The 19,414-nt window shown below is 66.3% G+C and carries 21 protein-coding genes; 9 read left to right on the top strand and 12 right to left on the bottom strand.

All coding sequences use genetic code 11. The features are described 5' to 3' along the window. Nucleotide 1: 1 nt before the first annotated feature. Nucleotides 2–2,611: an aminopeptidase N gene (pepN, locus tag N2K99_RS08595; protein ID WP_227933508.1), complete on the top strand. Its 2,610-nt coding sequence runs from the start codon at nucleotides 2–4 to the stop codon at nucleotides 2,609–2,611. A 37-nt stretch (nucleotides 2,612–2,648) separates the two neighbouring features. Here pepN and N2K99_RS08590 read toward each other — a convergent pair whose 3' ends face one another. The 6 genes from N2K99_RS08590 to N2K99_RS08565 form a co-directional block, all read right to left on the bottom strand. Next, the gene (locus tag N2K99_RS08590) at nucleotides 2,649–2,987 is read right to left on the bottom strand and encodes a cupin domain-containing protein (protein WP_227921647.1); all 339 of its coding nucleotides are present in this window, start codon (nucleotides 2,985–2,987) and stop codon (nucleotides 2,649–2,651) included. 61 nt (nucleotides 2,988–3,048) lie between these two features. Then, entirely contained in the window at nucleotides 3,049–4,125 is a 1,077-nt protein-coding gene (locus N2K99_RS08585) for a biotin/lipoate A/B protein ligase family protein (RefSeq protein WP_227933507.1), read from the bottom strand. 120 nt (nucleotides 4,126–4,245) lie between these two features. Continuing rightward, nucleotides 4,246–4,503: a type B 50S ribosomal protein L31 gene (locus N2K99_RS08580; protein ID WP_146361982.1), complete on the bottom strand. Its 258-nt coding sequence runs from the start codon at nucleotides 4,501–4,503 to the stop codon at nucleotides 4,246–4,248. A gap of 131 nt (nucleotides 4,504–4,634) precedes the next feature. After that, nucleotides 4,635–5,621, bottom strand: a complete 987-nt coding sequence (locus N2K99_RS08575; protein WP_227933506.1) for a hypothetical protein — start codon at nucleotides 5,619–5,621, stop codon at nucleotides 4,635–4,637. A 52-nt stretch (nucleotides 5,622–5,673) separates the two neighbouring features. Then, entirely contained in the window at nucleotides 5,674–6,477 is an 804-nt protein-coding gene (locus N2K99_RS08570) for an RNA methyltransferase (RefSeq protein ID WP_227921660.1), read from the bottom strand. Nucleotides 6,478–6,490: 13 nt separating this feature from the next. Beyond that, nucleotides 6,491–7,279 (bottom strand): ABC transporter ATP-binding protein, encoded by a 789-nt coding sequence (locus N2K99_RS08565; RefSeq protein ID WP_227933505.1) that lies wholly within the window; start codon nucleotides 7,277–7,279, stop codon nucleotides 6,491–6,493. A 127-nt stretch (nucleotides 7,280–7,406) separates the two neighbouring features. Between N2K99_RS08565 and serB the strand changes: the two genes are divergently transcribed. After that, complete coding sequence (gene serB, locus N2K99_RS08560; protein ID WP_227933504.1) at nucleotides 7,407–8,312, top strand: phosphoserine phosphatase SerB; 906 nt, start codon at nucleotides 7,407–7,409, stop codon at nucleotides 8,310–8,312. Here serB and N2K99_RS08555 read toward each other — a convergent pair. Both N2K99_RS08555 and N2K99_RS08550 read right to left on the bottom strand, forming a co-directional pair. Continuing rightward, a complete protein-coding gene (locus N2K99_RS08555; protein WP_227921668.1) occupies nucleotides 8,309–9,085 on the bottom strand; it encodes an SDR family oxidoreductase in 777 nt (258 codons plus the stop codon). The two genes, serB and N2K99_RS08555, sit on opposite strands and share 4 nt — an antisense overlap. 122 nt (nucleotides 9,086–9,207) lie before the next feature. Further along, a complete protein-coding gene (locus tag N2K99_RS08550; protein WP_227921670.1) occupies nucleotides 9,208–9,936 on the bottom strand; it encodes a beta-ketoacyl-ACP reductase in 729 nt (242 codons plus the stop codon). Nucleotides 9,937–10,063: 127 nt separating this feature from the next. On the opposite strand from N2K99_RS08550, the gene N2K99_RS08545 reads away from it, so the two are divergent. The 3 genes from N2K99_RS08545 to N2K99_RS08535 are packed head-to-tail and all read left to right on the top strand — an operon-like array spanning nucleotide 10,064 to nucleotide 11,599. Next, nucleotides 10,064–10,459: a DUF3099 domain-containing protein gene (locus N2K99_RS08545; protein WP_227933503.1), complete on the top strand. Its 396-nt coding sequence runs from the start codon at nucleotides 10,064–10,066 to the stop codon at nucleotides 10,457–10,459. Between the two features lie 9 nt (nucleotides 10,460–10,468). Further along, a complete protein-coding gene (locus tag N2K99_RS08540; RefSeq protein WP_227921675.1) occupies nucleotides 10,469–10,723 on the top strand; it encodes a hypothetical protein in 255 nt (84 codons plus the stop codon). Beyond that, nucleotides 10,724–11,599: an SURF1 family protein gene (locus N2K99_RS08535; protein WP_227933502.1), complete on the top strand. Its 876-nt coding sequence runs from the start codon at nucleotides 10,724–10,726 to the stop codon at nucleotides 11,597–11,599. It begins immediately after the preceding gene. Nucleotides 11,600–11,694: 95 nt separating this feature from the next. On the opposite strand, the gene N2K99_RS08530 is transcribed toward N2K99_RS08535, so the two are convergent. After that, on the bottom strand, nucleotides 11,695–13,293 hold the full coding sequence (locus N2K99_RS08530; RefSeq protein ID WP_227921679.1) for an ABC-F family ATP-binding cassette domain-containing protein: 1,599 nt from the start codon (nucleotides 13,291–13,293) through the stop codon (nucleotides 11,695–11,697). A gap of 254 nt (nucleotides 13,294–13,547) precedes the next feature. On the opposite strand from N2K99_RS08530, the gene N2K99_RS08525 reads away from it, so the two are divergent. Genes N2K99_RS08525 through N2K99_RS08510 form a run of 4 tightly spaced genes read left to right on the top strand, consistent with a single transcriptional unit; the run spans nucleotide 13,548 to nucleotide 16,491 of the window. Then, nucleotides 13,548–14,222, top strand: coding sequence for a biotin transporter BioY (locus tag N2K99_RS08525; RefSeq protein ID WP_227933501.1), 675 nt, complete (start codon nucleotides 13,548–13,550; stop codon nucleotides 14,220–14,222). Then, nucleotides 14,222–14,929: an energy-coupling factor ABC transporter ATP-binding protein gene (locus N2K99_RS08520; RefSeq protein ID WP_227933500.1), complete on the top strand. Its 708-nt coding sequence runs from the start codon at nucleotides 14,222–14,224 to the stop codon at nucleotides 14,927–14,929. The genes N2K99_RS08525 and N2K99_RS08520 overlap by 1 nt, the downstream gene beginning before the upstream one ends. Further along, nucleotides 14,926–15,579, top strand: coding sequence for an energy-coupling factor transporter transmembrane protein EcfT (locus N2K99_RS08515; RefSeq protein ID WP_227921682.1), 654 nt, complete (start codon nucleotides 14,926–14,928; stop codon nucleotides 15,577–15,579). Before N2K99_RS08520 ends, N2K99_RS08515 begins: the two co-directional genes overlap by 4 nt. Before the next feature lie 9 nt (nucleotides 15,580–15,588). Further along, on the top strand, nucleotides 15,589–16,491 hold the full coding sequence (locus N2K99_RS08510) for a neutral zinc metallopeptidase (protein WP_227933499.1): 903 nt from the start codon (nucleotides 15,589–15,591) through the stop codon (nucleotides 16,489–16,491). Nucleotides 16,492–16,562: 71 nt separating this feature from the next. Here N2K99_RS08510 and N2K99_RS08505 read toward each other — a convergent pair whose 3' ends face one another. The 3 genes from N2K99_RS08505 to N2K99_RS08495 all read right to left on the bottom strand — a co-directional run bounded on the left by N2K99_RS08505 (nucleotide 16,563) and on the right by N2K99_RS08495 (nucleotide 19,410). After that, nucleotides 16,563–18,344 carry an HNH endonuclease signature motif containing protein gene (locus tag N2K99_RS08505; RefSeq protein WP_227933498.1) on the bottom strand — a complete coding sequence of 594 codons (1,782 nt, stop codon included), beginning with the start codon at nucleotides 18,342–18,344 and terminating at the stop codon, nucleotides 16,563–16,565. Between the two features lie 206 nt (nucleotides 18,345–18,550). Beyond that, complete coding sequence (locus N2K99_RS08500; RefSeq protein ID WP_227921687.1) at nucleotides 18,551–19,111, bottom strand: RNA 2'-phosphotransferase; 561 nt, start codon at nucleotides 19,109–19,111, stop codon at nucleotides 18,551–18,553. 14 nt (nucleotides 19,112–19,125) lie between these two features. After that, nucleotides 19,126–19,410: a hypothetical protein gene (locus N2K99_RS08495; protein WP_227933497.1), complete on the bottom strand. Its 285-nt coding sequence runs from the start codon at nucleotides 19,408–19,410 to the stop codon at nucleotides 19,126–19,128. Nucleotides 19,411–19,414 lie beyond the last annotated feature (4 nt).

Genomic DNA, 19,414 nt, shown 5'->3' with positions numbered 1-19,414 from the left:
GGTGCCTAACCAGAACCTGAGCCGTGACGAAGCCGCTCTGCGGTCCCGCCTGCTGTCCGTGACCTCCTACGACGTCCATCTGGACCTGGGCAATGCCCTGGACCAGGATGCCGCAGGATTCCGGTCGCGAAGCACCATAACCTTCGACTGTTCAGAGCCCGGTGCCGGGACGTTCCTGGACTTCATCCACGGCGGGGTGTCCTCGGTGGTCCTGAACGGCGTCGAGCTGGACCTCGCGGATGTTGTGGAGGATTCCCGGATCCACCTGCCCGGCCTGCAGGAGCAAAACACCGTCACCGTGGACGGCACGGCCCTCTACAGCCGCAGCGGCGAGGGCCTGCACCGCTTCCGCGACCCGGCGGACGGGCAGACCTACCTCTACACGCAGTACGAGCCCGCCGACGCGCGGCGCGTGTTTGCCGACTTTGAGCAGCCGGACCTGAAGGCATCCTTCAGTTTCACCGTAACGGCGCCGACCGGCTGGGAAGTGGCCTCCAACGGCGTCGAAACGCAGCGGACGCCGCTGGGTGACGGCAGCTTGAGCCGGTGGAAGTTCGCCCCCACCCAGCGCATCTCCACCTACATCACCACGGTCCTCGCCGGGCCGTACCACCGAGCCCAGGACGAGTGGTCCATCCGGCTCGACGACGGCACCGACCTGCACGTTCCGCTGGCTGCGTACTGCCGTTCCTCCCTGGCCGGGTATTTTGACGCGGAAAACATCTTCGCGGTCACGAAGCGGGGACTGGACTACTTCCACCACCTCTTTGCCTTCCCGTATCCCTTCGGGAAGTACGATTCGGCCTTCGTCCCCGAGTACAACCTCGGCGCCATGGAGAATCCCGGCCTGGTGACCTTCACGGAGGCATACGTGTTCCGGTCCCGGGCCACGGAGGCGCAGTACGAGGCACGGGCGAACACCATCCTGCACGAGATGGCGCATATGTGGTTCGGCGACCTGGTGACCATGAAATGGTGGGACGACCTGTGGCTCAAGGAGTCCTTCGCGGACTACATGGGCGCCCTGGCCGTGGACCGTGCCACCGATTTCACCAACTCGTGGGTCAGCTTCGCGAACCGGCGCAAGGCCTGGGCCTATGTCCAGGACCAGCTGCCCACCACGCACCCCATCGTGGCGGACATTCCCGACCTGGAGGCGGCGAAGCAGAACTTCGACGGCATCACGTATGCCAAGGGTGCCTCGGTGCTCAAGCAGCTGGTGGCCTACGTCGGGTTCGATACCTTTATCGAAGCCGCCCGGGGATACTTCCGGGCCCATGCCTTCGGCAACACCACGCTCGCGGATCTCCTCGGCGCACTGGAAGCTGCGTCCGGCAGGGACATGGCGCTGTGGTCCAGCCGGTGGCTCCAGACCGCTGGCGTTCCGGTCCTGGTTCCGGAGACCGAAACCGACGACGCCGGTGCCTACACTTCCGTGGTCATCCGGCAGAATGCTCCGGATCCGGTCAGCGGAGAACAGGTCCCCCGGCCGCACCGGCTCCGCGTCGGCCTGTACGATTTCGACGACGCCGGCGCCCTGGTCCGCATCGACAGCGTGGAACTGGACGTCGCCGGTGCACGGACGGAGGTACCTGAACTGCTCGGCAGGCAGCGTCCGGCCCTCCTGCTGCTCAACGACGAGGACCTTACCTACGCCAAGATCCGCTTTGACGACGCGTCGCTGGGCACCCTGCTGGAGTCCCTGCACCGGCTCAGCGATCCCCTGGCCCGGGCCATCACCCTGTCAGCTCTGTGGAACAGCGTCCGTGACGGTGTCCTCAGTGCCAAGGACTACGTCCGGCTGGTCCAGCGGGTGGCGCCGCAGGAAAGCGGTGCAGGCGTCCTGCAGGTACTGCTGGACAACGCCCTCAGCGCCATCGAGTACTACGCACCGACGTCGCGGCGGGACGGATTGCGCGAGGAGTTCTACGCGCATATTGCCGAGCAGTTGAAGACGGCCGCACCTGGCAGCGACCGGCAGATCATCTGGGCCCGGGCCGCCGCCGGTGCCGGGCGGCGCAGCAGCACCTACAACCAGCTGCTGCGCGGACTGCTGGACGGCAGCGCCGGCATCGAAGGCCTGGCAGTGGATTCCGATCTTCGCTGGCGCCTGTGGGTGGCCCTTGCGGCCACTGATTCCGCGACCCGCGCGGAACTGGACGCGGAACTGGAACGGGACACCACGGCGTCGGGCCGGGTGGGCCACACCACCGCTGCGGCTGCCTTCCCGGATCCGGAGGTAAAGGCAGCGGCATGGCAGGCAGCAGTGAAGTCCGACAGCCTCTCCAACGAACTGCTGTCCGCCACGATCACCGGGTTCGGCCTGGGCAGCCACGAGCTGCTGGACGGATACGTAGAGGACTATTTCGCCTCACTTACCGGGGTCTGGTCCGCGCGCAGCATCGAGCTGGCCTCACGCGTGGTCGGCGGGCTCTACCCGGGGCACCAGGACGCAGCAGCCGGCATAGCGCCGGCCGACCATCCGGTAGTGCAGAAATCGGTCGAATGGCTGGAGCTCCATCCCGACGCGCCGGGTGCGCTGCGGCGGATTATCATCGAGCAGCAGGACCAGCTGCTTCGGTCCCTGCGCGTCCAGGCGGCCGGACTGTAGGTCCGGGGAGGCAGGTGCCGCCGCAGCAGGCCTGGGATCAGGCCAGCTGCGGCTTGGCGACGGTGAGGAGGATGGCCGAGTCCTCCAGGGCCTCGACGGAGTGCCGTGCCTGCGGAACAATCAGCAGGTCTCCCGCGGAGCCGTCCCAGGTGTTTCCCTCCGAAGCCAGGGCAACCCGGCCCTTGAGGACATAGACCGTAGCCTCGCCCGGATTCTCATGCTCGTCCATAACAAACCCGGCCCGGAGGGCGATCACGGTTTGCCGCAGCACGTGCTCGTGCCCGCCGTAGACGGTGGAGGCGCTGCGTCCGCTGGCCGCCTGCCGTGAGGATTCCATGTGTTGGCGGGCGAGGGCGGTCAGCGACTTTTTCTCCATGTCCGCAGTCTAGGCCTACGGACCGCCGCCGGGGTAGTTCGACGGTCCGCAGGCCCGCGGGTTAGGGGACGCGGCTCAGCCACTCCGGGGTGTCGAACTTTTCGGCGACCTTCTGCTCCGCGAGGGCAAGCTCCTCGTCGGAGATCGACGCCTCCACGGCGCCGTAACGCGTGGCGAAGGTGTCCATCATGGTGTCAATGATGTCTTCACGGGAAAGCCCGGTCTGCCGCTTCAGCGGGTCCACCCGCTTCTTGGCGCTCGTGGTGCCCTTGTCGGAGAGCTTTTCCTTGCCGATGCGCAGCACCTCCACCATCTTGTCCGCGTCGATGTTGTAGGACATGGTGACGTGGTGCAGCATGCCGCCGCTGCTGAATCGCTTCTGCGCGGCACCGCCGATCTTGCCCTGGTCCGTGGCAATGTCGTTCAGCGGAACGTACCAGGCGGAGATTCCGAGCTTCTTCAGGGATTCCATCACCCAGCCGTCCAGGAAGGGGTAGGAATCCGCGAAGCTCAGTCCGTCCACCAAGGACTGGGGAACGTAGAGGGAGTAGGTGATGGCGTTGCCGTGCTCCATGAACATGGCACCGCCGCCGGTGATGCGCCGGACTACGGTGACGCCGTGCCGTTCCGCTCCCTCCGGATCCACCTCGTTCTTCAGGGACTGGAAGCTGCCGATCACCACTGAAGGCGACTCCCATTCCCAGAACCGGAGCGTGGGATTGCGCTTGCCGGCGCCCACTTCCTCCGCCAGGACCTCGTCCATGGCTACATGCATGTGTGTGGACAGCGGGGTGGGCGGGATGATCTCCCACTGGTGGTCGCCCCAGCCGGTGGCCTTGCCCAGGGCGCGGCGCACGGTGGTGGCCACGGCTTCGGGCGAGAAGCCGAAGAAAACCGCATCCGGGGACAAGCGGGAGCGGACGGCCGCGGCAATATCACCGAACGTCGTCTCGGCAGGCAGCCCCTCGAGGGCGGCATTGATATCCCCGAGTGCTTCATCAGGTTCCAGGAAGAAGTCGCCGCCAAGGGAGACGTCGGCCAGCCTGCCGTCACGGACTTCCAGGTCCACTACAACAAGTTTGCCGCCGGGAACTTTGTATTCCCCGTGCCGGCGTCCGTTGTTATCCGTGCTTGCCATCAAGACTCCTTAGCTCCGAACCGCTCTGCCGGGACCGCACGGCCCCCTGTTACAGGGAAAGGCCCGCCGGGCTGATGCCGGCGGACCTTTCTCTAAGTACTGCTGTATTTCCGTTACTGGCTACTTCTTCGCGCCGAAGCCCTTGAAGCGGGCGTTGAAGCGCTCCACGCGGCCGGCGGAGTCCATGATGCGCTGCTTGCCCGTGTAGAACGGGTGCGATGCAGAGGAGATTTCCACCTCGATGAGCGGGTAGGTGTTTCCGTCTTCCCACTCGATCGTCTTGGAGGAGGTGGCGGTGGAGGCCGTCAGGAAAGCGGTGTCGGACGCGAGGTCACGGAAGACAACCGGAGCATACTTGGGGTGGATATCAGACTTCACAGTTTTACCTTCTTTTGGTGCCTGGATTTTGCCAGGCACAGTGTGGTTGAAAGCTTTATCGGCCGTACATTCGGCCAGCAACCCATACTAGCGCATTTCGGGGACCGGCAGGAAACCCTTCGACCCTCGGTTCAGGAGAGCGGGCGGGTGCCCCACTGGGCGTTGACAGCGGTGATCTGCGAGGTGATGCCCTGGTTCAGGCCGGTGATTTCAATCTTTACGGGCCGGTAAAAATCATCAAGGCAGAGTGAAAAGGACCCGGCCGGAAGCACCGCGGATGAGCTGGCCGGAGGTCCGGTTTCGTTTCCTCGCTGCTGCGCATCCCCGGTGTCGAAATCCCCGGTGTCGGAATCCCCAGTGTCGAAGCTGCCGCTGATCTGTGTGCAGGGCTCCCCGTCGAGCACTACCCCGTACCGGACGGCGACCTCTTCCGCCGGTGCGAGCAGTGCGGCCACTTTCTCCGGCCGAACGGTCAACTCGGCGGCGTCGGCAAGGATCGCCGCAGAGGCCTCTTCAGCCGTGCCGTCCCGGTCCGCGGAGATGTCCTGGTTCTCCTTGTGCAGCACCCGCTGCCCCTCGCGGATGGTGATGGAGAGGTCCGCATCCGTGTCCTGCAGGGTCATGGCAAAGTCAGGCCCGGTGGCGAACCGGACGCTGTACGTGCCGGCCGGGAGCCAGCTGGTGTCCGTCCGAAGGGTCTGGACGCCGCCTCCGCCCGCGGCCATGGCGGCGGAGACGCAGGTCCCGGCTTCGGCGCCGGACGCCGGCTCCGGATCCCGGCGAAGGAGCCACTGGCAGGCATCCTGGACCGGCTGCGGCATGCCTGCCTGGCTGCCGGTGACACCCACCCGCGTCGGCGGAGCGGTGGTTGCCGGGACGGGTGCCGGCGGCCGGGCGGGATAGGCGGTGCGGGACGGCTCGGCAGCAACACGTCCGGTGCCCGACGGCGACGCCGAAGCCGAGGCGTCCCGTTCCTGCAGTTGCCCGGCTGTGGGGCCGCAGGCTGAAACGGTCAGCAGCAATCCAGCGCACAGCGCCAGGACCTTGCCTGGCCGGGTGCTTGCACGGGATTCCATGGCAGCTCCGCTGGTGTCCTCGAAGGGTGGGTGACTGCGCACAGTCTGGCACCTGAGGGGCTGCAGGGTAAGGGCAGCGGGCTGCCCGGCGGCCTTAGGGCCGGCACTCCCAGAATGCGACGGCGCTGGCGGCGGCCACATTCAACGAATCGACGCCCCCGCTCATCGGGATGCGCACGGCCAGGTCGACGCCGGCGAGGGTCGTCTCGGCCAGGCCGTCGCCTTCCGTGCCGAGGACCAGGGCCAGGCGCTCGTCGCGGCGGGCGCTCAGTTCATCCAAGGTCAGGGAATCCTCCCGCAGCGCCAGGGCGGCAGTCACAAAGCCGGCTTCGCGGAGCTGTCCGAGTTGGCCGGGCCAGTCCGTCAGCCGCACCCACGGAACCTGGAAGACGGCGCCCATGCTCACGCGGATGGCCCGGCGGTACAACGGATCGGCACAACGGGGAGTCACCAGCACGGCGTCCACCTGCAGGGCGGCAGCGGATCGGAAGATCGCGCCGATGTTGGTGTGGTCGACTATGTCCTCCAGCACCGCAATCCTGCGCGCCGTACCCAGCAGGCCGGGCAGGTCCAGGGGTGCCGGGCGTTCCATCGCTGCCAGGGCGCCGCGGTGCAGGTGGAACCCGGTGATCTGTTCCAGGACCTCGGGCGTACCTACGTAGGCAGGCACATCCGGGAACCGGGCCAGGATGTCCGCCAGGTCCGGAAGCCATTTCTCGGCCAGGAAGAAGGACCGCGGGCGGTGTCCGGCGTCGACCGCGCGGCGCAGGACCTTGGAGGATTCGGCAATGTACATGCCTTCCTCGGGTTCCCGCCGCTTGCGGAGGGAGGTGTCCGTGAGGGAGGTGTAGTCGTAGACGCGGGGATCGTCGGCAGACAACAAATACTGGAGGTTCACCCGGAAACTGCTCCTAGCCGCGCCGGGCAGTGGCCGAGTAGCGGCCGCCCTCGCGGCGCAGATCCAGCGGCAGGTCGAAGGCGGTGCTCAGGTGTTCTTCGGTGAACACTTCTTCGATGGGACCGGACGCCACCACGCCGCCTTCGCGGAGCAGCAGGGCGTGGGTGAAACCGGTCGGGACCTCTTCCAGATGATGGGTGACCAGCACCATGGCCGGTGCTTCCTCGTCCCGGGCCAGTTCTCCGAGCCGGAACAGCAGGTCCTCACGGCCGGCCAGGTCCAGGCCGGCGGCCGGCTCGTCCAGCAGCAGCAGTTCCGGATCCGTCATCAGGGCGCGGGCGATCTGAACGCGCTTGCGCTCCCCTTCGCTGAGGGAGGAGAAGCGGCGGTTCATGAAGGTGGACATGCCCCACTCGTGCAGGAGGCGGAAGGCGCGCCGTTCGTCGAGCTTTTCGTACTTTTCACGCCAGCGCCCGGTCATCCCGTAGGACGCCGTGAGCACCACGTTGAGGACTGTTTCATCTTCGGGGATCTGCCCGGCCAAGGCCGCGGAGGCCAGGCCGATGCGCGGGCGGAGTTCAAAGACGTCCACCGCGCCGAGGACTTCCTCGAGGATTCCCGCTACGCCGCGGGTGGGGTGCATCCGGCCGCTGGCAATCTGCAGCAGCGTGGTCTTTCCGGCACCGTTGGGGCCCATGATGACCCAACGCTCCCCCTCCTTGACCTGCCAGTTGACGCCGTCCAACAGGATTTTGCCGCCGCGGACAACGCTTACGCCGGCAAATTCAAGAACATCACTCATAGCACTAGACATTAGGCTAAAGAAAGGGGCATTGGCGAAACGATGCGCCCCGGCGGCCACGCAGACGCGGCCGGGGATCCCCGTAGCAAACACGTACCCACCCGTTGGACCGAGCAGAACGGAAACCATGCCGAACTCCCCCGAATACAGTGTCGTCAGCTACGGGCGGGACCTGTCCGACGCCTATCTGGGGGCGGTCCAGGCTGCCGTCTCCGGCTTGGGCGCGCGGATCCTGGAACTGGAGAACGCTGCGGGGAACGGTTTCACCGTGTCCAAGCTTTACGTTGGCTACGACGGCGGACTCCCCCGGCTGCGGCGCGCCGTCGAAGCAGCCGCGGCAGCGGTGCCGGCGAGGCCAGGCGGTGAGCACAGCGCCGTGGTGCCGCCGTCGCTCCTCGAGGATGCCCGGAAGCTGCTGGTGCTTGACGTGGACTCGACCCTGATCAAACAGGAAGTCATTGAACTGCTGGCGGCGCACGCAGGGCGGGAAGCGGAGGTGGCAGCGGTGACCGAGGCCGCCATGCGCGGGGAACTGGATTTTGCCGCTAGCCTGCACGCCCGGGTGAAAACGCTCGCCGGACTGCCGGCGTCCGTAATCGACGAAGTGGGTGCCCGGATTGAGCTTTCCGACGGCGCGGAACTGCTGGTGAAGGAGTTCCTTGCGGCCGGGCACGGGGTTGCCGTGGTGTCCGGCGGTTTCACCCAGGTGCTTGATCCGCTGGCCGACCGGCTGCGGCTCAGCTTCCGCAGGGCGAACCTGCTGGAAATCGAGGACGGGGTGCTGACCGGCGCTGTGTCGGGGGAAGTCGTGGACCGTGCGGTCAAGGCCCGTTCCCTGGCTGAGTGGGCTCGTGAGCTGGGTGTGGCACCCGGGCACACCATTGCGGTGGGCGACGGCGCCAATGACCTGGACATGCTCGCGGCGGCCGCACTGGGAGTGGCGTTTAACGCCAAACCGGCAGTGCAGGCCGCCGCGGATGCCGTGCTGAACCTGCCCCAACTGGACGTGGTTCAGCACTTCGTGAAGCTCTAGGCGGGATCGCCCGCCCGGTCGGCTGCCGCCCCTGCGGAAAGGTAATCCGCGCCGCCCACGTATTCGGTGTGTCCGGACGGAACATCGGCAGTGGCCATGCGGGCTACTTCGGCGCCGAACTCCTGCACGGAGTAAAGCCGACCGGCTTCCTCGCGGCGGGCTTCGATGGCGCCCGGGTTGGCCCGGTCCAGCAGGGTTGCCGTCACGGTGCCTTCGATCATGTCGCCGGAGACCACCACCAGGCTGATGCCCTTCTCGTCCAGCTGCGGCAGCATGGCCCGCAGCGCGTCCTCGCCGGCACGCTTGCTCAGGGCAACGGCCTCGTATTCCGGCATGGTCGGTACGGAGCGAATGAAATGCGCCTGGTGGCTGGTGACGAAGACCACCCGCGAACCTGCGGGCATCACTTCGAGTGCGGCCGTGAGCATGTTGACCTGCGCGTCGCGGTTCAGCTTCAGCGCGTAGTTCTCCTCCACGCCGGTTTCCATACCGCCGGAGGCATTAAGCACCAGGATGTCGAGGCCGCCGAAGCTTTCCTGCGCGGCCGCCACCAGCGCAGCTGTCCCCTCGGCTGCGGTGAGGTCTGCGCCAACGGCGACTGCGCGTCCGCCGGCTTCCTCAATGGCAGCGACCACCTTGTTGGCACGCGGTGCCTTTTGGCGGTAGTTGACGACGACGCCGGCACCCTCGGCTGCCAGGAACCGGGCCACTTCGGCTCCGATTCCGCGCGATGATCCGGTGACTATCGCGGCTTTGCCCTCCAGCAGACCCATGTGAACTCCTTTTTGTAGAAAGTATCTAAGCGTTCAGCTCTTTGAACCCATCCTGCCAGCCGGCGGGCCGGCTGGCAGTTGAGGAAACCTCCAACGATTCCGGAGCGCCGCGTTGGGCCGGGCTAGTGCCCCATGCCCAGGCCGCCGTCGACCGGGATGACTGCACCGGAAATGTAGCCTGCCTCGTCACCCGCAATCCAGCGCACTACGTTGGCAACTTCCTCCGGCTCGGCGAACCGGCCGGCGGGGATGGAGGACAGGTAGTTCTTCTGCGTGTCCTCGGGCAGGGCGCGGGTCATGTCGGTGTTGATGAAGCCCGGGGCCACGACGTTGGCCGTGATGTTGCGGGAACCCAGTTCGCGGGTGAGGGAACGGGCGATACCGATCAGCCCGGACTTGGAGGCGGCGTAGTTGATCTGCCCGGGTGAACCGTACAGCCCGACCACCGAGGAGATCAGCACTACCCGGCCCTTCTTCATCCGGAGCATGCCCTTGGAGGCGCGCTTGACCACCCGGAAGGCGCCGGTGAGGTTGGTGTCGATGACGTCGGCGAAATCGTCTTCACTCATCCGCAGCAGCAGCGTGTCCCGGGTAATCCCGGCATTGGCCACGAGGACTTCAACCGGTCCGTGCGCGGCCTCCACCTCGGTAAATGCGGCATCGACCGATGCCATATCCGTCACATCCGCCTTGACGCCCAGCATCCCGTCGGGGACCTCGCCGCTGCGGTACGTGATGGCCACGCGGTCACCTGCGGCCAGGAACGCCTTGGCAATAGCCAGCCCGATTCCGCGGTTTCCTCCGGTCACCAGGACGCTGCGGCCGGACTCGTTTTCTGTTGTGTTCTGCACGGATGTTCCTTCTTTCAGCCAGCGATTGGGGGTTGTCTCGATCCTACGTGCGCCGGATTCAACTTCTGCAACGCCGCTGCTAGTGAGAGAATGAACGGACCTGTTTGGAGGGCGAGGAAGACTACTGATGGCTAGGGACACAAACCGCGGGGAGAGCGTCCCCAGAATCACCGACGCGCCCAGCCCGCACACGGACGAAATGCGCGCCCGCATGATCAAGTACAGCGTGTCCATGGGCATCCGTGTGGTCTGCCTGTTCCTGATGTTCTTCGTGCACGGCTGGTTGCTGTGGGTGGTGATTGCCGGAGCGGTGGTGCTCCCCTACTTCGCGGTCATCATCGCCAACGGAGGCTCGGATACCCGGCTGATGACCGGCTCGGATGCGATGATAGAGCGTCCGCCGGCCACCGCGCTGGACGCTCCGCGGGTGGCCGAAGAACCCGGTGAAAGTCCCGAAACCACTGTGTTGTCGGGCGAAATCGTAGACAACGACGACATCAATGACAACGAAGACAAGGCCTGATCCCCCAGCATGAACCTCCTCGATTCCCTCTCCGGCAACCCGGACGCAGGCGCCGGCACCCCGGTGTGCTCCCGGAAGGCCTGCCGGCTCAACGCAAGCTGGCAGCTGCTGTGGAACAACCCCCGCATCCACACCCCGGAACGCCGCAAGACCTGGCTTGCCTGCGATGAGCACCGGGACTGGCTGGAGGATTACCTGCGCACCCGCGGACTCTGGAAGGAAACCCTCCCGCTGGACGGCAGCACTGAAGGCGGTACGGCGTAAATGTACCGTTTCCTCTTTTCGGCCCGCTGGCTGGGCTGGTTTGTCCTCGTCTGCATCCTTGCGGCCGCCTGTGTAGGGCTGGGCCAGTGGCAGATGGACCGCCGTGAAGCCTCCCTCGCTGACAGCGCCCGGATCGAATCCAACTACGACGCCGCGCCGGTCCCCTATGACGAGGCCAGGGATTACTTCGACACCTACGACGAAGCAGCCGAATGGCTGCCCGTGAAGCTTGAGGGAACGTACGACTCCTCCGAGCAGCGCATCATCCGCAACCGCCCGCTGAAGGGCCGGCCCGGCTACGAGGTCCTGGTGCCGCTGAAGCTTGATGACGGCACCAGCGTGGCGGTCAACCGCGGCTGGCTGCCGATCGGCGACGACGAGGCCGGCCGGCCGGACAGCATCCCTGCCGCCCCCGAGGGACGGGTGAGCGTGGTGGCCCGGATCAAGGCCGCCGAACCCACCCTGACCCGCAGCGCCCCTGAAGGCCAGCTCCCCTCCATCGACCTGGAGGCTTTCGCGGAGCAGCTGGACTACCCGCTGCACCAGGGCTCCTACGGACTCATGGCCAGCGAGGACCCGGGTGCCGCCGTCGCACCCGAAAGCGCACCGCGGCCGGAGGTGGACGAGGGCCTGCACCTTTCGTATGGACTGCAGTGGTACGGGTTCGCGCTGATGATGTTCATCGGGCTGGGATACGCCGCCCGCCAGGAAGCCCTCAACCGGTATTACGACGGCATCGACGATGACGAGGAGGACGACGATGAAATAATCGCCGCCCACCCGACTCCGTCCCGGCGTCGTCCGCCGCGCCGCAAAAAGCGCGGGCCCACCGGCGAAGAGGAAGAGGACGCGATCCTGGACGCCCAGGGGTTCTAACCCACCGCTTCCGCAGACACCTGCTCCCACTGACACAAAGGCGGCCCCGCTCCGATCGGAGCGGGGCCGCCTTTGTGTACGGGATGGGCCGGAGGTTAGGCCAGGGTCACCAGGTCGAGGTAGTTCTCGTTCCAGTGGTCCTCGTCGCCGTCCGGCAGGAGCACTACGCGTTCCGGGTTCAACGCCGCAACGGCGCCCTCATCGTGGCTGACCATCACCACGGCACCGGTGTAGTTGCTCAGGGCGCCCAGGATCTCGGCACGCGACGCGGGGTCCAGGTTGTTGGTGGGTTCGTCCAGCAGCAGGACATTGGCGGAGGAGGCCACGATGGTGGCCAGCGCCAGACGGGTTTTCTCGCCGCCGGAAAGGACTCCGGCCTTCTTCTCGACGTCGTCGCCGCTGAACATGAAGGAACCCAGCACGCTGCGGACCTCGGCGTCGTCCATATCGGGCGCGGAGGAACGCATGTTTTCCAGAACGGTCCGGTCTGTATCGAGGGTCTCGTGCTCCTGGGCGTAGTAGCCCACCTTCAGCCCGTGTCCGGCAATGACCTTGCCGGTGTCCGGCTTGTCGACGCCGGCCAGCATCCGCAGCAGGGTGGTCTTGCCGGCGCCGTTGAGGCCCAGGATGACTACCTTTGAACCGCGGTCAATGGCGAGGTCCACGTCGGTGAAGATTTCCAGGGACCCGTAGCTCTTGCTGAGGCCCTCAGCGGTCATGGGGGTCTTGCCGCAAGGGGCCGGATCCGGGAAGCGGAGGGCTGCCACGCGGTCATTGGCGCGGACGGCGTCCAGGCCGCCCATCAGGCGGTCCACGCGCTTGAGCATGCTCTGGGCCGCGGAGGCGCCGGACGCGCGGGCCTTCATCTTGTTGGCCTGGGCCAGCAGGATTCCGGCCTTCTTTTCGGTGTTGGCACGCTCGCGCTTGCGGGCGCGCTCATCGGTCTCGCGCTGGACCTTGTAGCGCTTCCAGTCCATGTTGTAGATGTCGATGGTGGCGCGGTTGGCGTCCAGGCTGAAGACCTTGTTGACGGTCGCTTCGAGCAGCTCGGTATCGTGGCTGATCACGATCAGGCCGCCGGTGTGGTTCTTCAGGAACTCCCGCAGCCAGGCGATGGAGTCGGCGTCGAGGTGGTTGGTGGGCTCATCGAGGAGCATCGTCTCGGCGTCGGAATACAGGATGCGCGCCAGTTCCACGCGGCGGCGCTGGCCGCCGGAGAGGGTCTTCAGGGGCTGGTTCAGCAACCGGTCCGGCAGGGCGAGGTTGGAGCAGATGGTGGCCGCTTCGGACTCCGCGGCGTACCCGCCGGCGGAGAGGAACTCGGACTCCAACCGGTCATAGCGGTTCATTGCCTTCTGCGAGATCTTCGGATCATCGCTGGCCATCTCGTCCTGGCACTTCTTCAGCTGCGCCGAAACCTTGTCCAGCCCGCGGGCGGAGAGGATCCGATCCCGTCCCAGCTGGTCCATGTCCGGGGTGCGCGGGTCCTGGGGCAGGTAGCCGATGTCGCCCACGCGCTTGACGTGGCCGGCTGCCGGGAGGGCTTCGCCGGCCAGGACCTTGGTCAGGGTGGTCTTGCCGGCGCCGTTGCGGCCAACCAGCCCGATTTTGTCTCCCTTGTCAACACGGAATGAAACCGCTTCCATGAGCAGCCGTGCGCCTGCACGCAGCTCGAGACCAGATACGGAAATCACTCAGTGGACCTTTCGAAGGTTTTTGGTATTGCAGATACGCTGCGCGGCGCGCGGGCCTTGAACGGTGGGATTCCACCGAGGCGGGAAGGGTCACAATGACCGGTCATGGGGGCCTGGTTGGCCGTAACAGCCTTTCCAGTCTAGCCGCCCTGGCCCATTTGTAGAAAACCTCCAATGGAATCCCGCTCCGGCGCAGCTAATGTTCGAAACGAAATCCGGACCGTTTTTCTTCCCCTACAAGGAAAAGTGCAGCGATGAACAACACATCGGCCAACGCGCCGCGCCCCCTCCCCGGCACCGGCACGCACGGCTCCCCCGGCTCTCCTGGCACTCACGGTTCCACCGGTACGAGGCGCTCCAGGTGGACCTCGGCGGACCTGTCCCTGATTGCCGTCTTCGCCGCCCTCACCGCCGTCTTCTCCATCCTTCCCGGCGTGCCGCTGGGAGCGGGCGTGCCGATCACCCTGCAGACCTTGGCGGTGATGCTTACCGGGATGCTCCTTGGCCCCGGGCGCGGGGCAGCGGCAGTGGGCCTCTTCCTGGTGGCTGGCCTGGCCGGCCTGCCGGTCTTCAGCGGTTTCCGCGGTGGCCTGGGTGTCCTGGCCGGGCCGTCGGCGGGGTACCTGCTGTCCTTCCCGGTGGCGGCCGCCGTCGTCGGCCTGCTTGCCGGCCTGGTGCTGCGCCGCGCCCGGAAGGGGCGGATGGTTCTCTTGTTCGCCGCGGGACTGGCCACGAGCTTCGCCGTGGTGCATCCGGCCGGCATCGCGGGACTTATGCTCAACGGGCATCTCTCGTTCCCCGCAGCGCTGGCAGCGGACATGGCGTTCTGGCCCGGTGACGTGGTGAAGAACCTGCTTGCCGCTGCGGTGGCCGTCAGTGTCTTCAAGGCCTTTCCACGAATGGCTGTTCGGGACCGCGGCGGCCGCTGATGTCCTGCATCCTGCTGCAGGACGTTTCCGTGATTCCTCCCGGGGTGCCAGGGGAATCCGCGGAACCGATCCTGCACCTGCTGTCGCTGACGCTGGACACTCCCCGCACCGCCGTCGTCGGCGCCAACGGTTCCGGGAAGTCCACGCTGCTGAAGCTGCTGAACGGGTTGGTGAGGCCGGATACCGGCACGGTCAGCGTGGACGGCCTGGACACTGCCCGGCACGGAGCGGACGTGCGGCGGCGGGTCGGGTTCGTTTTCACCGATCCCCTCTCGCAGCTCGTGATGCCCACGGGACGGGACGACGTCGAGCTGTCCCTGCGTGCCTCGATCCGGAACAGGTCCCAGCGGCGCGCAGCTGCCGAGGCCCGCCTGGCGGCCCTGGGGCTGCTGGAATTGGCGGACCGAAGCATCTACGACCTTTCCGGCGGCGAACGCCAGTTGATGGCCCTGGCATCGGTGCTGGCCGTTGAGCCTGCCGTGCTGGTGGCAGATGAGCCCAGCACGCTGCTGGACCTGAGGAACACCGCCCGGCTGCGGGAAGTCTTTGCCTCCCTTCCGCAGCAGGTCATCTACACCACCCATGATCTGGAGTTCGCCGCCGACGCGGATCGGGTGCTGGTGATGGATGCCGGCGCGGTGGTGTTCGACGGCGGCCCTCGCGAAGCTATTGCGGCGTACCGGGCGCTGGCGCTGGGGGTGGGATGAAGCGTTCTACTGGCTCCTACGATCTGCTGGGCGCCTACCGCCCCGGCGTTTCGCCCGTGCATGCGGCGCCGCTGGGCTTGAAGGCGGGCGCTCTGGTTGTGCTGTCCGTTGCTGTGTTGGCGCTGCGCTCCCCTGTGGTGCTGGTGGTTGCCGCAGTCCTGGTGCTGGCGGCCTATGCCGGCGCCCGGTTGTTGCGGGAGGCTTGGGTGCCGCTGAAGCTGATGTGGCCGGTCCTGGTGCTGCTGGGGGCTTTCCAGTGGTGGGCGTCCGGCGTGCTGGCAGCGGTCCTGGTGACCGGCAGTATTGCGGTCTGCGTAGTGGCGGCTCGGCTGCTGACGCTGACCACTGCACCGCAGGTGCTGCTGGACGGGCTCGTGTCGCTGGCCCGTCCGCTGGAACCGCTCGGTGCGGACCCGGAACGTTTCGGGCTGACCCTGGCGCTGATGCTGCGCAGCATTCCGTTCCTGCTCGGGTCCGCCCGGGATGTCCGGGAATCTGCCATGGCCCGTGGACTGGAGCGCAATCCCCGCGCGCTGACCGTCCCCGTGGTGATCCGTGCGGTTGCCTATGCCCGGCAGACCGGCGATGCCCTGGCTGCACGCGGTATCGGGGAAAGCTCCGACACGAAGGTTGACCAAGGCAACCGATAACCTGAGGGCATGAGTTTCAATAACAACGCGCGCCTGGATTCCTCGCGGGTCAGCGACCGGCGCGGCAAAGGCAAGGGCATTGCAGTCGGCGGTGGACTGGGCGGCGGGCTTCTGCTGATCCTGTCCCTGTTCTTCGGGTCGGACGTCATTGACGGCCTCGGCCTGAGCGACGGCTCCGGTGTAGCCGCCGGCCAGGCGCAGTCCGAGAGCATCGATACCTGCTTGAACGGCGAAGACGCCAACGAACGGCTGGACTGCCGCATTCTGGGCACCGCCGAAAGCCTGGACAGCTTCTGGGCACCGTATCTGGACGGTTACGGCCTGACCTACACGGAGCCCGGCGTGGTGCTCTTTACCGACCGGACCACCACCGGCTGCGGCACGGCGACCAGCGCTGTCGGTCCGTTCTACTGCCCGGCAGACGAGCAGACCTATTACGACACCGCGTTCTTCTCCGACCTCGTCACCAACTACGGTTCCTCCGGCGGTCCGCTGGCACAGGAATACGTGGTCGCGCATGAGTTCGGCCACCACATCCAGCAGATCACCGGCTCCAGTGCGGGCCGGAACGCCGATCCGCAGGGTGCGGACTCTGCCTCCGTACGCACCGAGCTGCAGGCCGACTGCTATGCCGGCCTGTGGGCACGGCATGCCGCAGACCAGCCGGCTCCGGGCTCGGACGTGCCTTTCCTGGCTCCGTTCACCGAAGCCGATATCAGTGACGCACTCTCTGCGGCGTCCGCCATCGGCGATGACCGGATCCAGGCTTCGGCCACCGGTCAGGTGAACCCGGAGAGCTGGACCCACGGGTCCAGTGCCCAGCGCCAGGCGTGGTTCCTGGCCGGCTACAACGACGGCGGCAGCCTGGAAAAGTGCGATACCTTCAGCGCTGCGGACCTGTCCCGCCCGTAGGGTCTGGCCGGATGGCTGTCTCGTCCCTGGGCCTGATCTCCGGTGGCGTTTAGCGGGCGAGGAAGGCGGCATCAGAATGGTGGCCCTTGTTCCGGCAGGGAGTCCTGCAGCACGTCGTCCTGCAGCACCGAGTCCTTCTGTGGCACTTGCTTGGAATCTGTACCCGGCGCCGGACCCGGACCCGGACTCGGACCCAGACTCGGACTAGCTTCCGGACGCGGACCCGGACTCGCTTCCGGCCCAGGACCCGGACTCGCTTCCGGCCCAGGACCCGCTTCCGGCCCAGGACCCGCTTCCGGTGGTCCGAGTTCCAGGAAGGGCTCGGTCCGGTAGATGCGTCCGGTCGGGGACGTCCATTCGATGACTCCCGGCGTAGGCTGGCAGGCCTTCCAGAAACCGAGGGTCTTGAACCGGTGGTGCCGGCGGCAAAGGTGTTCCAGGTTCCCGTGGTCTGTAGGGCCGCCCTGGGCCCAGTCGATGGTGTGGTCAACGTCCGAATTCGCCGTACTGACCCGGCAACCGGGGAATCTGCAGGTTCCGTCCCTTGCGCGGAGCCAGCGTCGGAGCCCGGCCGGGACCTTCCGCCGCCGTCCTACCCCGAGGATTTCTCCGGTCTGCGGATCCTGCGCCAGCCCGGTCCACCCGACGGCGTTACGGGCCAGCCTGCGTGCTGCTTCTGCGCTGATGGGCCCGTAACCGTGCAGTTCAGCGGGCTGGTCGTCGGCGCCGAAGAGGGTTTCAGCGTTGATCAGGACCATGATTTCGGTTCGTGGGACGATCCCCTCGTCCGGCCCGGTCTTTAAAACGGTGGTGCCTTCCGGGCAGACGATGCCTCCGTCACCCCGGGTGTCGCCTCCGGCGTCTCCGCCACCGGCGGAGCACCCGGAACCCTCGGCGTGCCCGGCCCCGCGTTGGGTTTCCGCCGCGGCGAAGAGTCCACGGCTGCCGCCCATCAGCAGCTGCGCCAGAATATCCGCACGCAGCTGATCCACAGTCCGGGAATCCCCCGCGGACTGCTCGCCCCGGGCAGCACTACTGAGTGCCGTGTAGATCTGCTGGGCTTCGGCCGCACGCAGGTGCGCGGAAAGGCAGGACATGCCGTCCTCTTCCCGGTCCAGAGTGACCTTGCGCTGTTCGAACGCGGTCAGGTGCCGCTTGCTGACGGTCTCCGGAAACTTCCTTTCCCGCAGACGCCGGGCCTTACAGGAGAACTGTGCCCGGGTTTGTCCGGACGCAGCCGCCAGCAGGTCCGCCTCGAACTCCGGGAGCTGATCCGGTGGAACGTTCAGGCACTGGTCCAGCACTACCTGCGCGTGCTGGTAACTAAGCTGTCCTTCTTCCAAGGCGGTCAGGGTGGCCGCATGGGTGCTGCACAGCCTGTCCGCTTCGAACATCATCCGCTGGGCGGTGACCTGCGGGACATTCAGGATCGCGGCGCATTCGGAAGACGCCAGGCTGAATGCCATCCCGGGCTCAAGCCGCCCCGAGGCCGCACGAAAGTCCTCCCGGAAAAGTTCCTCCATGCGGTTGACCAGGCGGGCCTCCAGTGCCTGCACCCAGGACATCAAATGTTCCATCCGGGACAGGGCTTCGCCGACCGTCTGCACGTCAAAGGCCTCAAGGTTCTGCAGCACCAGTGTCCCGGTAAAGCCGTCCGGATATTCGGCGTCGGGACTTCCGACCTGAGTAGTACCGTCAGCGGCCACGGAAGGCTCGGCGGCCAGTTCCGCCCGATAGACCGCCAGGGTACAGGCCGCACGGGGCGCCTCCGCCTTCCCGGCCTGCCCCTCGGGCTGCCGGTCTTCACTGCCTGGTACTTCGGTTGTCCGTTCGGTGTTTCCGAGCTGATCCATACCTCAGGATTTCATCCCGCACTGACATTCCAGGCCCGAAAACCGGCCCAAACCGGCCTGACCCGAAAACCGGAAATACCCGTCTTTCAAAAGCTACTACCTACCCCGGACACGCCAGTTCCGTTGGCCTGTTCACGGACCATCGACTCGGGCATCGGTCCGGCTAAACGCGGCAGCCCCCAGCCCCTCAGCGTCGTCCCCTACGCTCAGGCTCCCGGCACGGACACAGCGGAAGCCGGAACGGACTCAGCCAGCCAGACTCCTGAATCCGATCGGTAGAAACTAGTCCCCTGGGCCACGGCGACACCGGTATCCACAGTAAGGATCACGGGATCGGCGTCCTTGCGCTGTCCCACCTGACGCGCCTGCTCCACGGAGTCCGACAGATGGACGTACTGCCGCCGCATCGGAAGTATCCCGGCCGCGAGAATCTGCGGCACAGCAGCAGGCGCGGTGCCGTGGAAAAGCACCGGCGGGGGCGTACTGGGTGCCTGCGCAGGCTGTACCGGGACGGAATGGCCGTGCACGGCGCGTATCCGCCCGTCGCTCATCTGGTGCCGTTTCTTCTCCGCGGCTTCCAGCACTTCAACGAGCACCTGCTTGTCAACAGACTCCCACTCCGGGCCAAGTCGGTGCAGGGCGCTGAGTACCTCAGTAACCGGCGCCCAACCCTCCGCATCCAGCTCCAGCGCATACTCTTCCGGAGCATGACGCAGCGCATGGGACAACACCCGGCTGATCTCTGTCCGGCTCAGTGGCTTAGCCATCGATCCCACGTTCCTCAACTCCACTCGAACTCGACAAAATCCTGCACGGCCGCCACCAGCCACTCACCCATCGTGGCGTATTCATCCTGCACATGACGTATCGGCATCCCGTTTTTCCACGTCAAGTCCCAGTCATCGATCACGACAACGCCGCTGCCTGTCCAGCACGCAACGTCGTCGTTATCAGTCCTGCGGGCAAAGGGGACGATGGCCCAGCCGGGAAATACCTGTTCAATGTGCCGGGCGCGCCACACCTGATCCTCTCCCTGTAAGAGGTGCCACGGATCCAGATCGACCACGCCG

This window comes from Arthrobacter sp. zg-Y1110 (assembly GCF_025244865.1).
Taxonomy (GTDB): Bacteria; Actinomycetota; Actinomycetes; order Actinomycetales; family Micrococcaceae; genus Arthrobacter_B.
This window is presented reverse-complemented; position numbering and strand designations above follow the sequence as displayed.

Coding starts and splice junctions, on each gene's coding strand:
- N2K99_RS08510 (WP_227933499.1), top strand. CDS start 15,589: ATGAGTTTCAATAACAACGCGCGCCTGGATTCCTCGCGGGTCAGCGAC.
- N2K99_RS08540 (WP_227921675.1), top strand. CDS start 10,469: ATGAACCTCCTCGATTCCCTCTCCGGCAACCCGGACGCAGGCGCCGGC.
- N2K99_RS08565 (WP_227933505.1), bottom strand. CDS start 7,279: ATGAGTGATGTTCTTGAATTTGCCGGCGTAAGCGTTGTCCGCGGCGGC.
- N2K99_RS08545 (WP_227933503.1), top strand. CDS start 10,064: ATGGCTAGGGACACAAACCGCGGGGAGAGCGTCCCCAGAATCACCGAC.
- N2K99_RS08515 (WP_227921682.1), top strand. CDS start 14,926: ATGAAGCGTTCTACTGGCTCCTACGATCTGCTGGGCGCCTACCGCCCC.
- N2K99_RS08590 (WP_227921647.1), bottom strand. CDS start 2,987: ATGGAGAAAAAGTCGCTGACCGCCCTCGCCCGCCAACACATGGAATCC.
- N2K99_RS08555 (WP_227921668.1), bottom strand. CDS start 9,085: ATGGGTCTGCTGGAGGGCAAAGCCGCGATAGTCACCGGATCATCGCGC.
- N2K99_RS08525 (WP_227933501.1), top strand. CDS start 13,548: ATGAACAACACATCGGCCAACGCGCCGCGCCCCCTCCCCGGCACCGGC.
- N2K99_RS08505 (WP_227933498.1), bottom strand. CDS start 18,344: ATGGATCAGCTCGGAAACACCGAACGGACAACCGAAGTACCAGGCAGT.
- serB (WP_227933504.1), top strand. CDS start 7,407: ATGCCGAACTCCCCCGAATACAGTGTCGTCAGCTACGGGCGGGACCTG.
- N2K99_RS08520 (WP_227933500.1), top strand. CDS start 14,222: ATGTCCTGCATCCTGCTGCAGGACGTTTCCGTGATTCCTCCCGGGGTG.
- N2K99_RS08500 (WP_227921687.1), bottom strand. CDS start 19,111: ATGGCTAAGCCACTGAGCCGGACAGAGATCAGCCGGGTGTTGTCCCAT.
- N2K99_RS08535 (WP_227933502.1), top strand. CDS start 10,724: ATGTACCGTTTCCTCTTTTCGGCCCGCTGGCTGGGCTGGTTTGTCCTC.
- N2K99_RS08585 (WP_227933507.1), bottom strand. CDS start 4,125: ATGGCAAGCACGGATAACAACGGACGCCGGCACGGGGAATACAAAGTT.